This is a genomic window from Collinsella sp. TM10-22, assembly GCF_003466125.1.
Taxonomy (GTDB): Bacteria; Actinomycetota; Coriobacteriia; order Coriobacteriales; family Coriobacteriaceae; genus Collinsella.
In genome coordinates, this window is the sequence record NZ_QSOC01000017.1 from 1 (window position 1) to 1,841 (window position 1,841).

A 1,841-nucleotide genomic window follows, 5' to 3' on the forward strand; every position below is an offset into this window, starting at 1 on the left:
AATCTATCAGCGCCCTTCCGTAACGGGCGCTGCTTGCTGACGACATATTTATATCCAAAATCAGCCCATACTTCCACCTTGCCCCCGAACGGTTTTTTATAGGGGGTGAACGGCATACACATATACTTCACGCATGGCAAACTTTGATTTAATAAAGTTTATTTACGTGCTTAAACGCTTTTTAACCGGAAAATCAATTGGAACTAATCTTTCTTAAACCACCCTCAATTTGCATATTTCACGCAAAGGTATGAATAGAATTCGTAATTCTTGCTATGTCTCAACCATTTTGATTTTTATTCAGAAAAAAGTTCGTTCTATTCATTTTTAGCAACCAGGCTACCGTTTACCAGACGTTGGATACCGTTCACCGGAAGCTCAGTATACGGCCCCTCGGATACCCCGCCTGTTTTGAGTCTCTATTTGTAACAACTTGACTTTTTCGGCGGTAAAGACAAACAGACCCGCCCCAAAGGGAGCGGGTCTGCATTCGGTACATCGAGGGCCCAGTAAGGTTTAGGCCCTCGAAATCCTCAAGGGGCTACCGATCGAACTCGGCCAGCGCCTCGCCCAGAAGCCTCAGGCCCTCGCGAAGAACGTCTTCACTCGCGCAGTAGCCCAGACGCGCGCCGCAGGGAAGCTCAAAGCGGCTGCCGGGAACCAGCAGCACTCCCCTCTCGGCCAACAGGCGCTTGCAGAACTCCTCATCGTCCTCGGGAATATCCAGCTGGATAAACGAGGTGGATACGCCCTGCGGCGCCGTCCAAGAGACGCGGCTCTGCCTATCGATCCATGCCTGAGCGATATTACGGTTGCCAAACACGATCTTACGGTTGCGCTCAAGGATCTTATCCTTGTGCTCGAGCACGTAGGTCGCCAGGGCGTCGTTGAACACGCCGCCGCAGATCATGGTGTAGTCACGATAGGTGCGGATACGGTTGGAGACCTCTTCGTCGGCCACGACCCAGCCCACGCGAGCCGCAGGCGTCGAATAGGTCTTGGACACCGAATTGGTGACAATGGCCTTCTCGTACACGTCGGCCATCGATATAAAGGACTCGGTGTTCTCGAGCGGCAGATACACCTCGTCGCACAGCACGTAGGCGCCGACCGAGCGGGCGATCTCGGCAATCTGGCCGAGCGTATCGGCATCGAGCACCGTACCGATGGGGTTCGATGCGTTATTGATGCAGATGAGCTTGGTGTTGGGGCGCACCGAGTGCTTGAGCTGTTCGATATCGGGCTTCCAGCCGAGCTCCTCGCGAAGCTCCCAATACTCGACCTCGGCACCAAGCGTACGCGGAATCTCATAGAGCGGCGCATAGGTAGGCCACTCGGCAATCACGTGATCGCCGGGCTCGACAACAGCCATGATGGCATTGAGGTTAGCACCCGTACAGCCATTAGTCTGCAAAATGTGATCGGGATTGACCTCGCGACGATACAGCTTGGCGACTTCGGCCTTAAACTCCGGCGAACCCTCGATCCAGCCGTAATTCATCTTCTCGCGATCCAGGCGCTCGTAGAACGTAGCACCGTCCTGCTCGTCAAGTGCGCGAAGCTCACCCATGGTCAGCGACGAGATCGTTGACTGAGCGATATCCCATGTAGCACTCTTCTCCCAAACGTTGAGCCATTCCTCAACGCCAATTGTCTTGATATCCATGGCCACCATATCTGATCTTCATTTAGCGTCAATAAACATGAATGGGACGGTGCGAAAGAACCGCACCGTCCCATTGGGAGACATCTAATGGCAGCTAGATGTTTGTATTAAGACCTGTACGGGTCTTTGAAAACCTTAGAGGTCCTCGCGCCAGAAGGGCATGCTCATGCAGCGC

1 protein-coding gene is annotated in these 1,841 nt (G+C 53.5%); it reads right to left on the bottom strand.

What is annotated here, in order from left to right:
* Positions 1–541: 541 nt before the first annotated feature.
* The gene (locus tag DXD94_RS09505) at positions 542–1,666 is read right to left on the bottom strand and encodes an aminotransferase (RefSeq protein WP_117763894.1); all 1,125 of its coding nucleotides are present in this window, start codon (positions 1,664–1,666) and stop codon (positions 542–544) included.
* Positions 1,667–1,841: the final 175 nt, after the last annotated feature.

Bases quoted from the DNA above. Each gene is read 5' to 3' on its own strand.
- DXD94_RS09505 (WP_117763894.1), bottom strand. From the start codon at position 1,666: ATGGATATCAAGACAATTGGCGTTGAGGAATGGCTCAACGTTTGGGAG.